At 40.6% G+C, this 16,439-nt stretch carries 12 protein-coding genes; 7 read left to right on the forward strand and 5 right to left on the reverse strand.

Annotated elements, in window-relative coordinates; genetic code table 11:
• The first annotated feature begins 25 nt into the window (after positions 1–25).
• From V7K50_RS06645 to V7K50_RS06655, 3 genes are all read left to right on the forward strand, one after another.
• Complete coding sequence (locus V7K50_RS06645; protein WP_334958343.1) at positions 26–3,157, forward strand: phosphoenolpyruvate carboxylase; 3,132 nt, start codon at positions 26–28, stop codon at positions 3,155–3,157.
• Positions 3,158–3,221: 64 nt separating this feature from the next.
• Positions 3,222–3,476: a hypothetical protein gene (locus tag V7K50_RS06650; protein WP_334958345.1), complete on the forward strand. Its 255-nt coding sequence runs from the start codon at positions 3,222–3,224 to the stop codon at positions 3,474–3,476.
• 435 nt (positions 3,477–3,911) lie between these two features.
• A complete protein-coding gene (locus tag V7K50_RS06655) occupies positions 3,912–4,217 on the forward strand; it encodes a small RNA NsiR4-regulated ssr1528 family protein (protein WP_334801395.1) in 306 nt (101 codons plus the stop codon).
• Positions 4,218–4,809: 592 nt separating this feature from the next.
• Here V7K50_RS06655 and V7K50_RS06660 read toward each other — a convergent pair.
• Both V7K50_RS06660 and V7K50_RS06665 read right to left on the reverse strand, forming a co-directional pair.
• Positions 4,810–5,457 (reverse strand): pentapeptide repeat-containing protein, encoded by a 648-nt coding sequence (locus V7K50_RS06660; protein WP_334958347.1) that lies wholly within the window; start codon positions 5,455–5,457, stop codon positions 4,810–4,812.
• Positions 5,458–5,535: 78 nt separating this feature from the next.
• Positions 5,536–6,030 (reverse strand): hypothetical protein, encoded by a 495-nt coding sequence (locus V7K50_RS06665; RefSeq protein WP_334801393.1) that lies wholly within the window; start codon positions 6,028–6,030, stop codon positions 5,536–5,538.
• Between the two features lie 627 nt (positions 6,031–6,657).
• On the opposite strand from V7K50_RS06665, the gene aroF reads away from it, so the two are divergent.
• Both aroF and V7K50_RS06675 read left to right on the forward strand, forming a co-directional pair.
• Complete coding sequence (gene aroF / locus V7K50_RS06670) at positions 6,658–7,527, forward strand: 3-deoxy-7-phosphoheptulonate synthase (protein WP_334958349.1); 870 nt, start codon at positions 6,658–6,660, stop codon at positions 7,525–7,527.
• A 291-nt stretch (positions 7,528–7,818) separates the two neighbouring features.
• On the forward strand, positions 7,819–9,087 hold the full coding sequence (locus V7K50_RS06675) for a bifunctional sterol desaturase/short chain dehydrogenase (protein WP_334958351.1): 1,269 nt from the start codon (positions 7,819–7,821) through the stop codon (positions 9,085–9,087).
• 174 nt (positions 9,088–9,261) lie between these two features.
• Here V7K50_RS06675 and V7K50_RS06680 read toward each other — a convergent pair whose 3' ends face one another.
• Positions 9,262–9,648 (reverse strand): type II toxin-antitoxin system VapC family toxin, encoded by a 387-nt coding sequence (locus tag V7K50_RS06680; RefSeq protein ID WP_334958353.1) that lies wholly within the window; start codon positions 9,646–9,648, stop codon positions 9,262–9,264.
• Positions 9,645–9,884: a type II toxin-antitoxin system Phd/YefM family antitoxin gene (locus V7K50_RS06685; protein ID WP_334958355.1), complete on the reverse strand. Its 240-nt coding sequence runs from the start codon at positions 9,882–9,884 to the stop codon at positions 9,645–9,647. Before V7K50_RS06685 ends, V7K50_RS06680 begins: the two co-directional genes overlap by 4 nt.
• Positions 9,885–10,171: 287 nt before the next feature.
• Here V7K50_RS06685 and V7K50_RS06690 point away from each other — a divergent pair, with 287 nt between their 5' ends.
• On the forward strand, positions 10,172–12,658 hold the full coding sequence (locus V7K50_RS06690; RefSeq protein ID WP_334958357.1) for a restriction endonuclease: 2,487 nt from the start codon (positions 10,172–10,174) through the stop codon (positions 12,656–12,658).
• Positions 12,659–12,755: 97 nt separating this feature from the next.
• Here V7K50_RS06690 and ahcY read toward each other — a convergent pair whose 3' ends face one another.
• Entirely contained in the window at positions 12,756–14,033 is a 1,278-nt protein-coding gene (gene ahcY / locus V7K50_RS06695; RefSeq protein WP_334958359.1) for an adenosylhomocysteinase, read from the reverse strand.
• 392 nt (positions 14,034–14,425) lie between these two features.
• On the opposite strand from ahcY, the gene V7K50_RS06700 reads away from it, so the two are divergent.
• Entirely contained in the window at positions 14,426–16,111 is a 1,686-nt protein-coding gene (locus V7K50_RS06700) for a mechanosensitive ion channel family protein (protein WP_442944554.1), read from the forward strand.
• Positions 16,112–16,439 lie beyond the last annotated feature (328 nt).

A 16,439-nucleotide genomic window follows, 5' to 3' on the forward strand; every position in this document is an offset into this window, starting at 1 on the left:
AATTAGCTTTACAAGAATAGAGAATATGGGTTCCCTTTTATACTCTTCGTCTCAAACTGCGGATATATACCCGGTGTCGGAATTATTTTTGCGCCATCGTCTCCAGGTAGTGGAAGAATTGTGGGAGTCAGTTCTCCGGCAAGAATGTGGTCAAAATATGGTAGATTTGTTGCGGCAGTTGCGCGATTTATGTTCCCCAGAAGGACAAGCAACAAATGACCAAGCATCCTCAGCCGTCAAATTAATTGAACAACTAAATATCAACGAAGCAATTCGCGCGGCTCGGGCTTTCGCTCTGTATTTTCAGTTGATTAACATCATAGAGCAGGAATACGAACAACGGCAGCAGTTGAGCCGCTATGAAGCAGAAACAGAGGAAGTAGAGCCGCAAACACCAGCCAATGTCAACTATTCCTCCAATCAAAGAGAAGATGACGCACCTGTTAGCAAGGGAATCGCAGCAGACTTCCTCAGAAAGAATTATGTAGAAAAAGCGCCAGTCAAACCAAAAGGTACTTTCGCTGCCTTGTTTCCCTATTTATTCAAACTGAATGTACCACCCCAGCAAATTCAACGTCTAATTGCACATCTGGATGTGCGTCTAGTTTTCACAGCGCACCCGACGGAAATTGTTCGTCATACCATCCGGGATAAGCAGCGACAGGTGGTGCAGCTTTTGCAAAAGCTAGATGCTTTGGAAAACCATTCTGGGGCGACACCAGGGGCATATCCTTGGGAAGCAGCAGATGTGCGGGAACAATTGCTCGAAGAAATTCGCCTGTGGTGGCGCACAGACGAACTTCACCAGTTCAAACCCACGGTGCTAGATGAAGTAGATTATGCCCTGCACTACTTCCAAGAAGTTTTATTTGATGGCATTCCCCAACTTTATAAGCGTTTCAAACACACTCTATCCAATACCTTTCCTTGGCTAGAGCCACCAAGTAAAAACTTTTGCTCTTTTGGCTCCTGGGTAGGCTCAGATAGAGATGGGAACCCATCAGTCACACCGGAAATCACCTGGAAAACGGCTTGCTATCAGCGCAAAATGGTGCTAGGGAGATATATTCAGTCAGTGAAAAATCTGATTGAATTGTTGAGTGTGTCGATGCACTGGAGCGATGTCTTACCAGATTTACTGGAATCTCTAGAATTGGATCAATCCCAGTTGAGTGAGGTATATGACGCATTGGCACTGCGTTATCGACAAGAACCCTATCGACTGAAACTGGCTTATGTGCTGAAACGGCTGGAAAATACTCGCGATCGCAATCTAGCTTTGTACAATCGAGAAACGCCAACAAATCAAGATAGTCCCCTGTATCTTTCGGGAGACGATTTTTTAGCAGAACTGCGGATGATTCAGCGCAACTTGACAGAAACAGGTTTAAGCTGTCGAGAATTAGAAAATCTGATCTGTCAGGTAGAAATTTTTGGCTTTAACTTGACACAGCTAGATATTCGTCAAGAATCATCGCGCCACGCCGATGCACTCAACGAGATCCTGGAATACCTGCAAATATTACCTCAACCTTACAACGAACTCTCTGAAGAGCAAAGAGTCGCTTGGCTCACCGGAGAACTACAAACCCGGCGGCCATTAATTCCGGGAGAATTGCCATTTTCCGAAAAAACCAACGATGTCATTGAGACTTTTCGCATCGTGCGATCGCTGCAACAAGAATTTGGTCTCAACATCTGCCAAACTTACATTATCAGCATGTGCCGCGACGTCAGCGACGTGCTAGAAGTATTGCTGTTAGCTAAAGAAGCCAGACTTTTTGACCCCGCCATAGCTGTGGGAACCATTCAAGTAGTCCCCCTATTTGAGACAGTAGAAGACTTACAACGCTCCCGAAGCGTCATGCGGAAACTATTTGAACTCCCGTTATATCGCGCTTTGTTAGCAGGTGGCTACCAACAAACAAAAGCAGAGGATACCAATGAAAATTCATCCTCCCCTGCCTCCCCTGCCTCCCCTGCCCCTCGGTCACTGAGCGTAGCCGAAGTGCTACTCCCCTGCTCCCCTGACTCCTCCCCCCTCCCCCCGAACTTACAAGAAGTAATGCTGGGGTATTCTGACAGCAACAAAGACTCTGGTTTTTTAAGTAGCAACTGGGAAATTCATAAAGCCCAAAAATCACTGCAACAAATAGCCGAAAACTATGATATAAGTTTGCGGATTTTCCACGGACGCGGCGGTTCTGTGGGGCGGGGTGGTGGTCCTGCTTACGAAGCGATTTTGGCTCAACCGGGTCATAGTATCAATGGGCGAATCAAGATTACCGAACAAGGAGAAGTTTTGGCTTCCAAATACTCCTTGTTGGACTTGGCATTATACCACATGGAAACCATCACCACTGCTGTAATTCAAGCTAGTTTGCTGCGAACAGGGTTTGATGATATTGAACCCTGGAATGAGATTATGGAAGAATTAGCCGCGCGATCGCGTCAACATTATCGTGCCCTAATCTATGAACAGCCTGATTTTGTTGACTTCTTCCACGAAGTAACTCCCATTGAAGAAATTAGCCAGTTGCAAATTAGTTCCCGTCCCGCCCGCCGTCCATCTGGTAAGAAAGATTTAAGCAGTTTGCGAGCTATTCCTTGGGTATTTAGCTGGACACAAACCCGGATTTTGCTTCCTTCCTGGTATGGCGTTGGCACAGCTCTACAAGAATTCTTAAACGAAGAACCAGAAGAACATTTGAAATTACTGCGCTACTTTTACGTTAAGTGGCCATTTTTCAAGATGGTGATTTCTAAGGCCGAAATGACCTTGGCAAAAGTCGATATGCAAATGGCACAGCACTATGTGCAGGAATTGTCAAAACCAGAAGATAAACTTCGTTTTGCCAAAGTTTTTGACCAAATTGCCAGCGAGTTCTATCTCACAAGGGATTTGGTGTTAAAAATCACCGATCACAATCGACTATTAGATGGTGATCCTGTATTGCAACGATCTGTGCAGTTACGCAATGGCACAATTGTCCCCTTGGGATTTATCCAAGTTTCACTACTCAAGCGCCTACGGCAATCCCAAAATATTAGTGCTACATCTGGCGTAATTCATTCTCGTTACAGCAAAGGCGAGTTACTGCGAGGAGCATTGTTAACTATTAATGGGATTGCTGCTGGGATGAGAAATACAGGTTGATTGGGCATTGGGCATGGGGCATGGGGTATGGGAATGAGGAGAAATGACTAATAACTAATGACTAATGACAAAAAATAGAATTTTAATTTGTACTTTTTTGGCGTTGTCATCAGGTTTTTTTGGTGCTTACACCAGTGGGCAAATTACCATAATGCTCCATAGCCAAAAGTGCCAAAGCCAACCTTGGGGTTTAAAGGAGATGTGCAACGCTTGGATGACACCAGGAGCAATATGGCAAGGTAGCACCACAGGACTATGGACAGGTACTATCTTAGGGGCTTTTGTTGGGGGTTTGGTGACGCGCCAAGCTCGTGATTAGGGGACTGACAAATAAAAAGAGTAATAAGTAATAAGTAATGAGTAATGAGTAATACCCATTACTTATTACTTATTACTCATTACTTCAAAATCAAGACAGACACTTCGGGGTGGGGTTTTTACCTACCTTCAGATACAAGGACTGTTTCGCCCACAAGGGGCGAGGTTTTGAACCTTCACTTTCCCAATAAAAAAATATCCAATTAACTCTTGTGGAGTGGGCGACACGAGAGCCCTATGGACTGGGCGGGCAGGATGCCCACCCCACAATATTAGATAATTTATTTCTTGGAGTTCCCTAGTCTAACGTTCGACAAACCTCTCCCTGCCTTGAACTTTAGTTAAAGTTTATCTCCGAGTCAGAGAGGGACGGTTTTAACTTTGGTGTCAGCAAGGCTGGTAAAATCTACACCATAGCGAAGAAGAGAAAATTACCATGCCTACCGAAACTAATCCAGGGAATCAAACTACCACCGGTGCTGATGCGATTGATGAAGCGATCGCACAGGGAATTGATTTTGATGGTTCTCCCATTCCCCCTGCCAAGCTTGATCTTTATGGTAAAGTCATGGCGCTAGAAGGCAATAGACAGCGCAGTGGCGTATCTAATACCATGCGATCGCGCATTGTCCGAATTGGCGCAAAGCACATTCCCCAGGCAGAACTCGACCAATTACTTGTAGATGCTGATTTCGCACCCCTAAAAGAGAAAGAAATTGCCTTTTTCTATAGTGGCAAATAAATTTTGATGTTTGACAGCAGTTTTGATTTATTTGAAAGATGTTGTCTGAACACAGCCTTGCTCATTGGTGTCAACTTAACGTGAAAGTTGGTAAGCAGATTGCGCTCTAATCGAATACAGGTAGAGACGTAGCACTGCTACGTCTCTACAAGGTTTTGGGTTTTATATATGTACTTCATTTACCTGAAATCTGCTATAAGCAACAATGCTTTGAGACATTAGGGATTTCCAAGAAATAAATTATTCAATTTTGTGGGGTGGGCAACATCAGCGCCCCTAATCATGGGCGGGCGAGACGCCCACCCCACAAGAAATAGTTGGATATTTTTTATTTGGAAGTCCCTTACCTCTACGCCAAAATGTAAAAAGGTGTGTGGAAATAAGTCCAAAATGTATCATTGTTGAGATTTAGATTGATATTTAACAACTCCCAAATCTCGATTTTTGGGAGAAGTGTTAACAAATAAAATGTGTGGAAAAACAGTTTCCGACTCTTGAATTTGTCTTGGTTTTTGTACTTGATGTACCTGTTGACAAACTTACCTTTTTCTGAATTTGTCACCAATAGTTGGAGACTGGGAATAAGATAAAGTTATTGATAAACTGACCCATCAGGCATAATTGCCCCTGCTAAGTTAGTACCAACTAGTTTAACCAGAAGGCGCTCACCAGAGCGAATCCGCGCTCCCGTTAAGTCGGCTCCTCGCAAGTCAGCCCCACTGAGATCGGCTCCAATCAAATTAGCCGCGCGTAAATTCGCCTCCCTGAGATCCGCTAAAAGTAGGTTTGCCCGAAATAAATTTGCTTCAGATAAATTTGCCCCTCTGAGGTTGACTTTGTGCATAAAAGTATCGCTGAGATTAGCACCACTCAAATTGGCATAACTCAAATTTCTGCCAGATAAGTCTTTATTGCTCAAATTCGCCCGACTGTAGTCTTTGCCGCTCAAGTCTGAGTTTTGCCTTGGTTGTTGGTGGGTTGTTTGAGATGGTTTTTCTTGTTGAGGTGGCGGTGAGTTGTGTGTGGTTTGAGATTTGGTTTTTAGAGAGCGCAATTTTTCACGAGCTTCATTTATGGCTTTCAGCTTGTCTTGTGCTTTCTGCTGTAAACGGAGATTGTCTTTAGGAATGCGATCGGGATGCCAAACAAAGACTAAATCTTTGTAAGCCTGGTTCACTTCCTCAAGTGTTGCCCCAGGCTCTAATTCTAAAACTCTATAGTACCGCTCCAGATCGCTCATACGATATTTTGGTGGACAATCAACTTAATTATCAGTGATGAAGCCATCTATTCGCTGCATCTTTTGTCACTCCCCTGCTCATCTTCCCATTTCTCCATTTCTCCATCGAGCGATCGCTCTCAAATATGCTGCAACTGGAATCTGATAAACTTCAATAAAAATCCAAACAATAATTGATAAATGTGATAATAAGGTTAATATCGTCCAAATATAAGGCATCCAGGTAATGGGTTCCTTGAGATTAGCAGGAAAATAGTAAGCTACTATGCCAATTAGAGTCGTGGGAAGAATTACAAAAACAGCTGCTGCTAGTCCATAGCCCCAACCCAATTCCACTCCTTCCAATTGCCCTTCTGTCCAACTAAACCCATTCCAGCGCCAAGTTAAGGGTGGTTGTCTAGAAGGCATCTTGATTTGCTGTAGTTCTAAGTTGACTGTAAAAATCTCTTGGCAAAAGTCACAAGCCATAGCTTCCATCAATGGCATGTGAGAAATCTTGCCTATTCGACAGACTGGGCAGGGGTAAGCTCCATAATAGTCGAAAGATTGGGCTAAGATTTTGGAACTGGGCATAATGAACTGATGATCCTAAAAAGTTAATCTGGTCTATGAGGACTACGGAAGCCACCGCTTAGAGTTCTTTCTGATTACCCTGATTTCAAGAATGGCCATATTCGGAATTTTGATCATTTACACTACCTATTAGTCATGACACAACAATATCTGTAAACTTTTCTAACTTAAGAACCGGGCATGATTTTGAATTTCGCAAAGCTTTACTATTCTTGATCCCCACAGTTTTACTGAGTCTATCGCTTTTTTATGGTTTGTGGGGTCTTGACACCGCCTAATCTTCCTGTTAGTGTTACCTTACTTAGATATAGGTTTTGATTTTTCCAGCAAAAGCCGCACAAATGCTTAACACAAATTCCTACTTTTATTTTTGGTTTAGGGTAGTTCACCGGGAGTGAATTGGGTTTTCTAATGGAAACCGCCCGGTGAACCGCAGAGTCAACTCTGCGGTTTTTGTTGTTTTAAGGAGAATTTCATCGTCATGACTTATTTCATTAACTGGTTTTATCGCTTTTACTTTTGGCTCAGAGTAAGTTCCGGGTAAATAGCGTCATGCCGATGAATCAGAACGCGCCCGGAACTCTTCAAAGGTTCCGGGCTTTTTTTTACTGTAAGGAAAATGAAACCATGATTAATGCCAAACTTGCTGCACAATTTCATCCAAATCACCAGACAATTGTTAAACTTTCAGAAAAAGTCGCTTTCGGGGGCGAAGAACTGGTAATTATCGGCGGTCCCTGCACCGTTGAAAGCTTAGAACAAATGGAGATAGTCGCCCAAAAGCTATGCACTGCATCGGTGCAGGGCTTGCGTGGCGGTGTCTACAAACCCCGCACATCTCCCTACGCCTTCCAAGGTCTGGGAGAGTCAGGATTAGAGATTTTGGCAAGAGTGCGATCGCATTACAATATGCCAGTTGTGACTGAGGTGATGTCAATTTCCCAAATTGAAGTAGTCGCCGCCCACGCTGACATGCTTCAAGTTGGTAGCCGCAATATGCAGAATTTTGATTTGCTCAAAGCTTTAGGACAAGCTGGTAAACCAATACTGCTCAAACGTGGTTTGGCAGCGACAATTGAAGAATTCGTCATGGCTGCTGAATATATCCTCAGCCACGGCAATCCTGATGTGGTGTTGTGCGAACGCGGTATCCGCAGTTTCGATGATTACACCCGCAATGTCTTAGATTTAGCAGCAGTGGCAGCACTTAAGCAAATAACTCACCTGCCTGTGATTGTAGATCCTTCCCATGCTGTAGGTAAACGGGAGTTGGTAGCACCCGTAGCTAGGGCTGCGATCGCTTGCGGTGCAGATGGATTAATTATTGAATGTCACCCAGAACCAGAAAAATCTGTTTCTGATGCCCGTCAAGCACTCTCTTTAGAAGATATGGTGCATTTAGTTGATAGTTTAAAGCCTGTAGCAACAGCCGTTGGGCGCAGTATATCAGATGTCGGGGCGGGTTTAGAACCTGCCCCGATTTTTTGTGCAGCTTAAATTCCAGTTGAGGGCGTAGTTTACCAACCTAGGCATCGCTTGAATGTCTGAGTCAAAAGATTTATTTTGACTTAACCACAAACAGCGATCGCCTTCGTCAAATCAACTTGTTACTTAGGCTATGCCATTTGTTCTCAAACAATTTTTGCACTATACACACAAATAAAGTCAGAAGAGTTTATTACATGATGCATAATCCCCCATTCCCCATTTTGATTTTAATTGCCTTAGATTCGACCTTAGCGCACCTTTATCATGAAGAATGATTAAGAAAAACGAGTATAGACAAACATGATAAAAATGTTAGCTGAAAACATGATGGGAATTGAGGCAGGATTACAAATTAATTGGGTTTGGCTAAATGCCGGTTTACAGTTTGCTAGTTGGGCACTCTTCTCACTTTTACTCGCCGAGGTGTTGAGAGACAGTTACCATGCTTTGTGTCACCAAGTCAATTGGCTTGCAAAATGGCACAACAAGCACCACATAGCCTATCGCCGCGATTTATCGATAGTCTCCCTGAAAACTTATCAAGAATCCCAACTCTATCACGACATTTTAGAGTCGAGTCTACTGCTGGTGGTATTGGTAGTCGTTGCTTTAATTGTCCCACAAATGGGATTATGGTTGGGAGTAGCTTATGCTTGCACCTTCTTGTATGGTGCATCTGTGCGGTATTTCCAGGGAAAAATTGATACAGATTACAACCACCTACCCGGACCTTTAGAGACAATACCATCCATTTGGTGGGTGAATCGGTCTTACCATTGGCGGCATCATTTTGATGATGTCAACGCTTACTACAGTGGTGTCTTTCCCCTCGTGGATAAAATTCTGGGTACAGGACTGTCTCTCAAGGGGAAAACCATCGCTTTAACTGGAGCATCAGGAGCGTTGGGACAAGCATTAGCGGCTGAACTTGTCAAGAATAATGCTAAAGTTGTGGCATTAACCACTAATCCAGAAAAATTAGTAGAGCAAGTTGGGGTGAAGGTGGTTCCCTGGCAGTTGGGTAATGAAGCTGAACTGAGAAATAGTTTAGAGAAAGTAGATATTTTAATTATCAACCACGGAATCAATGTGTACGCCAGCCGCACATCGGAGGCTATCAACTCTTCTTATGAAGTGAATACCTTTTCAGCATTGCGGTTGATGGATATATTTTTGACAACTGTAACAGGCCCACAAGCAAAAGCAACCAAGGAAATCTGGGTAAACACTTCTGAGGCTGAGGTTTCTCCAGCACTGAGTCCGCTTTATGAACTCAGCAAAAGAGCGCTAGGAGATATTGTTACCCTCAAGCGTTTGGATGGGGATTGTGTAATTCGCAAATTAATTCTTGGCCCCTTTAAGAGTCAACTGAATCCCTATGGTGTGATGTCTGCACAGCAAGTTGCTCGTGTTATCTTATTTTGGGCACGGCGCGACTTCCGAAATATTATTGTGGCAATAAATCCTCTCACCTATCTGCTGTTTCCCTTAAAAGAAACTAGTACGTCACTATACTATCGAGTCTTCAGCCGGACAGCGAAAAGCGAACAGGACTTAAGCAAACAATAGCCGAAACCCTTGTTTTCAGGTAGGGGCAATTCATGAATTGCCCTTGCGTAGGCGTAGTCCGCCGCAGGTATCGCTCCGAGCGAATGCTGATTATTTAATGTTGAAAAAAGCATACTCTTATGCACTTTTAAAATGGAAAGGTTATTCTATTCCAGATTTTGAGCAATTATTACCTTAATATAAAACACTGACCGAGTAGGAACGAATTGCCGGGTCTACAGTTAAAATTGTTAAATTATGTTGTAAAGCTTGACAAATTAACATCCTATCAAAGGGATCACGATGTAATAATGGTAAATTCAAGAGTTGAGCAACACTTTCTTCATCTAGGTTGAGACTACTGATTAGATGCTGCTGACGGTGCTTGGGAAGATAGATTTCAGGTGATTCCGGTAATGGTAATTTACCTAACTGATATTTAACAGTTGCTTCCCAAACTGAAACGCAACTTAAATATACGTCGTTGTTTAAATCACGAATGCTATTTTGTAAATTAATTGGTAATTTTGGATCACCACTAATAAACCATAAGAAAATATGGGTATCTAACAATAGTTTCATTTTCCTTCAAAACTATTCAAAATCTCTTCAGGTAAGGGACTATCAAAATCATCTGGAACAATGAACTCCCCAACACATAAGCCATAAGGTCTAATTTGTTGAGAGGTGGCTGAAACTGGTTTAATTTCTGCAATAGGTTTACCTGCTTGCATGATAATAATACTTTCCCCTGCTGCTACTTGTTGAAGATAGCTAGTTAGATTTCGCTGGATTTCATCAATTGTTACGGTTAACATAAGATGTGTATGTAGGAATATTTATAGTATATCAATTTGAGAGTTTTAAATTAGAGCAATTACTCTTCTAGATTTAATAGCAGCTTTTAATGTTCAGGCTCATTAAATACCGTTAACGACATAGATCCTTCGGAACGATATGCAAACTTGGGCTAATAAAACAAGATTTTGAAACCCGCGCAGGCGGCTTTTACCTGTGTAGGCAGAAATTATATGAGACTGGTGCTATTATTGACATACAAGCATAATCTATAAAACAATATCTGATATTAAGGATACATACAACAATGAATATAAATTTTGAAGATTTAAATTTAATGTTTAAAATGCTAATACCTGATACATTAACTAAAAAAGAAAAGGGTGATTTTTTTGAAGCTGTCGCCGCTCGTTTGTTTACAAACCGAGGATTGAAAGTCACTACCAATGTAAGGTTGCCAGGAGTACAAATTGATATCGCATTAGAAGATGAAGACACTAATGAAAAATACTTGGTCGAATGTAAATTTCATAAAGATAAAATTGGTTCTGATGAAGTAGGAAAGATAATATCAATACTGTCAACTTATGATTTTAGTCGTGGATTTCTATTATCTGCGTCTGAATTAGAAGGTGAAAGTCAAACCTTCGCAACGAATTTCAATAATAAACATAATAATAAATTAACTGTATGGGCTGGTAAAGACCTTATTAAAAAATTTGAAAGTGCGTATAATATCCAAAAGCCTGACTTAGGTATATTAGGAAATATAGGAGTTAGTAGGATTACGTTTTTAGTAACATACGAAGAAGAGTTTATTTGGGTTGTAGAACAAATAGATACAGATATAGAGAATAGCCATGCTTTTATTTTCCCAACTAAATTAACTCGGAATTATTCTGAAGATTATTGGAAGAGTTATTTTGATAAATTTAATATATATCAAAAATATAATTTAAAATTCGTTAATGAGAATAATCAAAACTCGATCATTTATCAAGCATTAAATATTCCAAGAGAACATGAATTGAAGAAAGTCGTTATACCAAGAATATGCAAAGCAGATAAGTTTGTTGATTATCATTTACCTTGTAGTCCAGAAGATTTTTTTGGGCGTGTAAAACCAAAAGAGATATTTTGGGAATTTATAAAAGATGTAGGAGATAAAAAAACTGATTCAAGAATAGTGTGTTTAACTGGTAATACAGGTCTAGGTAAATCCTCGTTATTAGTTAAATTAATAGAGGAATCTAGTCAAGAAGAATATAAATATGAATTTTATATCCGTGACGTTGATGTTACCAGTGTTAGAGATGATAAAGCAAAGTTTTTTCTAGCGAATGTTATTCAAACAACATTACAAGAAGCTATAGATCATGAATTTATTAAGATTACGAATTATAAAATAAAGCTAGATAGTTTAGAATATCCTTTTTTTGAAAGTGATTCTATTCAATTATTAACACGTAAGTTAAGAGAAGAAAGAAAAGTAATAATTATATTTTTTGACCAATTTGAAGAGATTTTAACTAAGAATTCATGGATATCCATTTATGATGACTTTCTGGAAGTTGCCAATGAAATTAATTATATTCAAGAAAATATCGTTTTTGGTTTTTCTTGGCGTGCAGATATTTATCTACCAGCTAAAAGCCCTCAATCTGAATTTTGGTATCAAATAAAACGTATTAGTACAACAATAGACTTAAATAATTTTATTTTTTCAGAAAAAGATACAGCAGAAGCATTAAATAAATTTGAGAATTTTTTGATCAATAATACTCATATTAAAAAATTAGATTCTGGTATTAAAAGGTGGCTATTAGATAATTGTCAAAATATGCCTTGGTTATTAAAGAAAATTTGTGGTGAAATACATAAAGAGACTTTGAAATCTGTAGATTTTAAATCTAAGCAAATAATTAATAACATTGATATCAAAAAAATATTTGAGAGAGATATAGATGAGATAAAAAAGCTTGGCAATATCTATTATGATTGTTTAAAATATATTGCTGAATCCTCTCCTGTTTCACAACAAGAAGTGATAGATAAATATGGTTCTGATGTAATTCATAAGTTGTTAGAAGATCATCCAATTATTGCTACAGGAAGTAATTATAAAATTTACGCTGATATATTTCGTGAATATATTGTAAACAATAAACTACCGTTATTAATTATAAGTTTTACCCCTAGAACAAGCATAGTAACAACATTAAAAATCTTTAAACTACTGAATAGTAATTTAACTAAACTAGAAGCTGCTAAAAACTTAAATTTGAAATATAAAGATGGTAAAAGTACAATTGAGAATGCTATTCAGGATTTACAAAAATTTTTCCCTCTGGAAACTCAGCAAAACTCAGGTTTAGTAAAAATACCTAATAATATTAATAAGTTGAATGATTATGAAATTGCTGAAATTTTTGCTGATTATTTAGAATCTCATGTATTAATTCAAGAAATTTATAGAGAATATCAGCCTGATCAATGTTTTCATTATGATGATTTTGATAAAATTTTATTAAAGAATAGTTATGTAAGTACTACTAGAGATCCAAAGGACTACCGTAGTAGATTTTTATCATGGTTTTGTTTTGCTGGGTTACTAGAAATAAGACAAGATGAGTGGATATATAGACCTATTAATTCTAGGAAAGGAAAGCACAAAGGAAACGTTTCGGACTGCGAGTTTAGAAATAAACGAAGAAAAGATAAATCTAAAGGAAAATATCGGCAGTTAAACGCATTAGATTTACTGGAACAAAGCTTAAATAAATCACACTTATAGGATTTTTACTTTGCACTCTTTGCGTCTCTGCGCGTAAACATAAAAAAAGGGATAAGCCTAAAAGCCTATCCCCTCAAAAAATTAACTAATCAATGTATCAAGTTCCACTTGTCCAAGAATTGATGTACTCAATTTGATCGGCAGTCAAGCTATCAATCTTAATACCAATAGCCTCCAACTTCAACCGAGCAATTTCTTGATCAACTTCAACAGGAATTGAGTGCAAACCTGGTTGCAACTTACCTTTATTCTTCACCAGGTATTCACAAGCCAAAGCTTGGTTCGCAAAACTCATATCCATAACTGCGCTAGGGTGTCCTTCAGCCGCAGCTAGGTTAATCAAGCGTCCTTGTCCGAGAACGACAACTGATTTACCATTCTTCAACTTATACTCTTCGGTGAAAGGACGAACTTCTTTGATTTCCTTAGCTTGTGCAGCCAAGTATTTCAAATCAAGTTCCAAGTCAAAGTGACCAGAGTTACAAACGATCGCACCATCTTTCATCACATCGAAGTGTTCACCACGAACGACATGCTTGTTACCAGTCACAGTGATAAATATATCACCTTGGGATGCAGCTTCAGCCATTGGCAGGACACGGAAGCCATCCATTACGGCTTCAATTGCCTTGATGGGGTCGATTTCGGTAACGATGACATTAGCACCCATGCCACGGGCGCGGAGGGCTGTACCTTTACCACACCAGCCATAACCGACGACGACAATGTTTTTACCAGCCAACAAAATATTTGTGGCGCGAATAATGCCATCTAGGGTTGATTGCCCAGTACCATAGCGATTATCAAAGAAGTGCTTGGTGTCGGCGTCGTTGACGTTGACTGCGGGGAAGGTGAGAACGCCATCTCTAAACATGGCGCGTAGCCGCACGATACCAGTGGTGGTTTCTTCGGTGCTACCAATCAAATCAGCGATTTGGTGTTGGCGTTCTTGTATCAAAGTTGCAACCACATCGCTACCATCATCAACAATGATGTTGGGGCGATGATCTAAAGCTATTTGGACGTGGCGGTTATAAGTTGCGTTATCTTCGCCTTTTTGAGCAAAGACGGGAATTTCATGATCGAGGACGAGGCTAGCGGCTACGTCATCTTGGGTTGATAAGGGATTACTAGCAATTAAAAGCGCATCTGCACCACCAGCTTTCAAAGCGATCGCCAAATGTGCTGTTTCTGTCGTAATATGGGCGCAAGCTACAAGGCGTAAACCAGCAAAGGGTTTCTCGATAGCAAAGCGATCGCGGATCTGCCGCAAAACTGGCATTTCGCGTCCAGCCCATTCAATACGCTGTCTTCCCAAGGCTGCTAGGCCGAGGTCTTTAACCTCGTGCTTTAATCGGGGAGAAGTTGCGGTCATCAAAAGTTACCTCAAAAAGTTAAAAAAGCTACGTAAAATTTACGCACCATACTAGGTTATTCTACTACTGGCAATTTTTGCTTGAAAGAAAGCAAATTACTAGTTAATAGCCCTCAAAACTAGCTTGACGTTTGATCGGCGGAATGTCAACTTCATCCCCAGGTTCTGATTTTTTGTTTTACCTTTAGTAAGAGTAAGACTCTGATAAACCTTACCTTCATATTTTAAGTATATTGTCATCTCTCTAAAGATAGAAGATAACCAAAAAAACATCGGCTTTTTATCATCTAAAGGGAAAACCTCAACTTTAGATAGGTACATCTACCCAAACTAATTGTGGAGGATGGTTAGAGAAGTAGTCATTAGTTGATTTTAATCAAGGAGGTGTTTGAGTGCGCTTTCAATTTTTGGCGTTGGCTTTGCCCGCCGTAGGCATCGCTAGTTCAATGGCCATAGCCGTTGTATCTGTGCCAAAAGCCACAGCCCAGATTCCTTTTTTACCGCAACTGCAAGCTCCCAGCAGTGTGAGTAATGATTCAAATAATCGAGTTGTTTCGGGCTGGATTTATTTAGATGGTCGTCGGTTATTTCAGATCGCGGCATCAAAAGCCAACTTTCCTGAGCGTTCAGAAGATATTCAAAAGAAGTTGCAGAAAATCGGTCAAAATTACTTTCAGTCACCAGCAAAAACAGCAGTCAAGGTAGAAGTTCGGAAAGTAAACGAATTACCAGTAATTTATGTCAACGGTCAATATCTGATGACCGTCACTTCTGAAGATGCTGGACTGCGACAGGTAGATATATCCACATCGGCCAATCAAGTGGCTGAATCCTTAGAAGAAGACTTGCAACAAGCAAAGCAAGAAAGACAAACTCAATTTTTAATCGCCCAAGGTAAAATTGCTGTCGGCATCGGACTTGCAATAATTGTTATAAGTTGGGGGGTATATGGCTGGGAGCAGCGTTCCAAAAATGATTTACTATACCCCATTGCCTCCCAACCCCCAATAAGTCCCCTAAACTCCCCAATTTCAACAGCAGTAGCAGCAGCTCAACCAATTGCAACACAACTGAATCAACAGCAAAAGCAGCATCTCCAAGAAGTCAAAAGACGATTATTTCAGCTAACTCAAGCCGGAATTTGGGGAGGTGGAAGTTTCTTTATTTTGGGTCTATTTCCCTATACACGAGGGTTTCAGGTAGGAATTATCACTGCTGCCCAATTTCCTTTGCGATTAGGGGTCGTGTTATTGGGAACCTATGTAGCGATCCGTTTGACCTACGCCCTAATTGAGCGCTTCACCAGCACCCTGATCAGCAGTGGTGCTTTCCTAACCCCAGAAAGTTCTGAACGGCTGCAACTGCGAGTTTCCACATTTTCTGGTGTGACTAAAAGTATTGCTACTGGTATCTGGGTAGGAGTAGGCTTCTTACTAGCGTTGGTATCCTTGGGGATAGATATCGTTCCCTTGCTAGCGGGTGCCAGTTTAGTTGGTGTTGCATTATCTCTGGCCTCGCAAAACTTAATTAAAGATGCAATTAACGGTTTTTTGATCATTCTAGAAGACCAGTACGCTTTAGGCGATGTGATTACCGTGGGAGACGTGGGAGGCTTAGTAGAAAATCTGAATCTGCGGATGACCCAAGTGCGCGATTCCGAAGGGCGCTTGATCACGATTCCCAATGGTGAAATTAAAGTTGTTGCCAATCTTTCTAGTCGTTGGTCACGAGCCGATTTAACAATCCCCATCGCCTACCAAGCCGATACAGAACAGGCTTTGAAGTTGATTGAAACTGTTGCCGAGAAGATGAATCAAGAAATGCAATGGCAGCCTCAAATTTTGGAAGCGCCGCAAGTTTTAGGAATAGATCAATTTGGCGATCGCGGTTTGATAATTCGTGTTTGGATTAAAACTCAGCCCCTCAAACAATGGGACGTAGCACGAGAACTTCGCCGCCGCCTGAAAGTTGCTCTAGACGAAGCAGGAATTTCTATTTCTGTCCCTCAACAAGCAATTTGGGTCAATGACGATCACTTGTTAAATTTTCACGATAATGGTAATGGCAAAGCTAATTAAACTATCTAAAGTGAAATTTGGATTCATTACCGCCTTTTTTAGTTGATTAGACCAAACCCTGGCTTCTCTTTTTTGCTTCTTACAGCTATTTTCAGGTAAATAGACCACGCACGCTGTAGGGGCACACCATTGCTGTGCCCCTACCATAGATGTGGTTGAAATAAATGAAAACTGCTGTAAAAATGCCCAATTGTCAATTTTGGGCGATCGCCAACACTAAACCTTAATAAATTCTTATAGAAACACTCGGTAAGCGTAAAACTCAGTCCCTTTAGGACTGAGATATAAGCGACTCGAGTGACTTAAGTCACTCGAGTTTCTTCTTTAA

This window comes from Nostoc sp., assembly GCF_036917135.1.
Lineage (GTDB): Bacteria > Cyanobacteriota > Cyanobacteriia > Cyanobacteriales > Nostocaceae > Nostoc.

What these genes read in the sequence shown, in the direction of transcription:
- V7K50_RS06645 (WP_334958343.1), top strand. Translation starts at nt 26, where the DNA reads ATGGGTTCCCTTTTATACTCTTCGTCTCAAACTGCGGATATATACCCG.
- V7K50_RS06650 (WP_334958345.1), top strand. Translation starts at nt 3,222, where the DNA reads ATGACAAAAAATAGAATTTTAATTTGTACTTTTTTGGCGTTGTCATCA.
- V7K50_RS06655 (WP_334801395.1), top strand. Translation starts at nt 3,912, where the DNA reads ATGCCTACCGAAACTAATCCAGGGAATCAAACTACCACCGGTGCTGAT.
- V7K50_RS06660 (WP_334958347.1), bottom strand. Translation starts at nt 5,457, where the DNA reads ATGAGCGATCTGGAGCGGTACTATAGAGTTTTAGAATTAGAGCCTGGG.
- V7K50_RS06665 (WP_334801393.1), bottom strand. Translation starts at nt 6,030, where the DNA reads ATGCCCAGTTCCAAAATCTTAGCCCAATCTTTCGACTATTATGGAGCT.
- aroF (WP_334958349.1), top strand. Translation starts at nt 6,658, where the DNA reads ATGATTAATGCCAAACTTGCTGCACAATTTCATCCAAATCACCAGACA.
- V7K50_RS06675 (WP_334958351.1), top strand. Translation starts at nt 7,819, where the DNA reads ATGATAAAAATGTTAGCTGAAAACATGATGGGAATTGAGGCAGGATTA.
- V7K50_RS06680 (WP_334958353.1), bottom strand. Translation starts at nt 9,648, where the DNA reads ATGAAACTATTGTTAGATACCCATATTTTCTTATGGTTTATTAGTGGT.
- V7K50_RS06685 (WP_334958355.1), bottom strand. Translation starts at nt 9,884, where the DNA reads ATGTTAACCGTAACAATTGATGAAATCCAGCGAAATCTAACTAGCTAT.
- V7K50_RS06690 (WP_334958357.1), top strand. Translation starts at nt 10,172, where the DNA reads ATGAATATAAATTTTGAAGATTTAAATTTAATGTTTAAAATGCTAATA.
- ahcY (WP_334958359.1), bottom strand. Translation starts at nt 14,033, where the DNA reads ATGACCGCAACTTCTCCCCGATTAAAGCACGAGGTTAAAGACCTCGGC.